At 47.0% G+C, this 1,878-nt stretch carries 2 protein-coding genes; both read right to left on the bottom strand.

Annotated features, from left to right (window positions below; all coding sequences use genetic code 11):
• On the bottom strand, nucleotides 1-1,418 hold a 1,418-nt coding region (locus AB4653_RS25805), incomplete at its 3' end, for an alkaline phosphatase family protein (protein WP_372105650.1).
• A gap of 24 nt (nucleotides 1,419-1,442) precedes the next feature.
• Nucleotides 1,443-1,874: a hypothetical protein gene (locus AB4653_RS25800; protein WP_372105651.1), complete on the bottom strand. Its 432-nt coding sequence runs from the start codon at nucleotides 1,872-1,874 to the stop codon at nucleotides 1,443-1,445.
• Nucleotides 1,875-1,878: the final 4 nt, after the last annotated feature.

Below are 1,878 nucleotides of genomic sequence, written 5' to 3'. Positions count from 1 at the left end.
CGGGTTCGGGTATCCAACACAATGACTTTGGGTGAAGTATCTATTGTGTAATGCCACTCCTCAAAGCGACTCAGCATCTCAATGAAGGCTCGATGCTTGTTTGGCTCGATGTCGCTAACAGAGTGAGTAGTCGCGGCATCGCCGGTTTCACTGTTCGTTTGTTTAAGGTTGTCCGTTTGTTCAACGTCATGCGTTTGTTTAGCGTTATGCGTTTGTTTAGTAACGCGCGGTTGATCGACAAAAAGCTGTTTTGCTTGCTCGATGAATGTCTCGTCGAAGCTCTCCGGTTTATTACCCCAGCCCTGACACATCCAGTAAGCCGCAAGGCCGTTACCAATGACTTGAGTTGCGAACTGGTTTTGGTCTACGGCATGTTCCCAACCCACGGTAAGGTTCCAATCATCGGTCACATCGTGATCATCAAAGATCATGTACGTAGGGATATGTGCGAACAGACGTTGTACTTGCGGTAAGCCAGCAATGAAATCATCCATGATGACGCTTTCATCACGCCACTGTTGCTGCTCAGTCGGTGTTAATTGGCGTCCACCTTGAGTGAAGTTATTCTCAATTAAGCGCTCTCGATTGACACACTGCCACAGTGTCGGCGACCAAACTAACAGGTACATCGCGATAAACTCAGACAGCGTGACCAAGTGGTTTTCACAATCGGTAGAGCTAAAAATCGGTACGCCACGATTTGGGAAGAACTTATCGAGCATGGATGCTGAAGTGGTGTGGTGTGGCAAGTACTGATCACGTTGATATAAGTGATATTCGCTCTCAAATAAGGCGTCACTGCTGTTGATTCGGTTAACTTGCGAGTCAGTCGGTAAGCTCTCTCCCACTAGGCCAAGCAATTGAATCACTTGCTGAATAGCATCAAGTGTTGGGCCTGCCACATGGTCAGCGTAGATCTGATCGCCGCTCATCATCAGCATATCGGGTCTTTCAGCGACGGTTTGATCGGCAATCTTGTTATCTGCTGCGACTAGGCTGTCTTTGCTTGGATGATGTGGATTACGGCAAGAGCCATGAAGAATGTAATCAGCCGAGGTCGATATCTTAAACTCAACGCGAGATTTACCGTTGTAAACAAGGTGAGGGGCAAGCTCTTTTAATGAGCCTGACTCTGTGTGAACGTCATACTCTAGAGGTGTATTCGTCGGGAACTCGCCTTGTAAGCGGATGAGCGTTACCCACGCATGTGTACCGATTTGAATCGAATCATGATCTTCAAGCGATGAGGTATAAAACGGTTGGTCTGGCTCTACGTCAGAATTACGGGTATACAGTTCGGCTCTGCCTGTCAGAGGCGAGCTGGTGGCTAACCAAAGTACGACTTCAGTTGCAGTCGTTTTTCTTAAAATGGGTCCGGCGAGTAACAGGGGAAGAGATGATGTCGTAGAGGGTTTCAATACGGTACCTAAAATCGTTGGTGGCTAGTCGTCGTGGTGTTGTTTTGTTTCGAGCTTGTTCGTTTCAGGCTCTGTTATGTCGGGCGCGATCATTTCAGACTCAGGTGTTTCAGAACCATCTGCTTCAAGGAGTTCGATAACTTCCGAGCTAGAAAGTTCATGGCCCATTAGAAATATTGCCAATAGGGCATCGGCTTTGGTCTTAGTATCGGATGTGTCGTCTAACACTTGCTCTAGTTTTTCACGAATCATAGCAATTTCGTGTTCAACAAAACCACGGCCTTCTTCATCCCCTTGATTGTCTTCAGGGGCATTATCGAACTCAAGAAATAGCATGTCGCCGTCTAGGTTGGTATTCACCAAACGCTCAGGCAACCACGCTTCACCAATAACAATATCCGGATCGGAATCTTGGGGTAAGTGATCTATAATGTTTTGTAATTCGGAGACTTTCACAATG

This window comes from Vibrio sp. 10N.222.48.A3 (assembly GCF_041475345.1).
Taxonomy (GTDB): domain Bacteria; phylum Pseudomonadota; class Gammaproteobacteria; order Enterobacterales; family Vibrionaceae; genus Vibrio; species Vibrio tasmaniensis_A.
The sequence above is the reverse complement of the archived record's forward strand: the minus strand, read 5'-3'. Positions and strand labels throughout refer to the sequence as shown.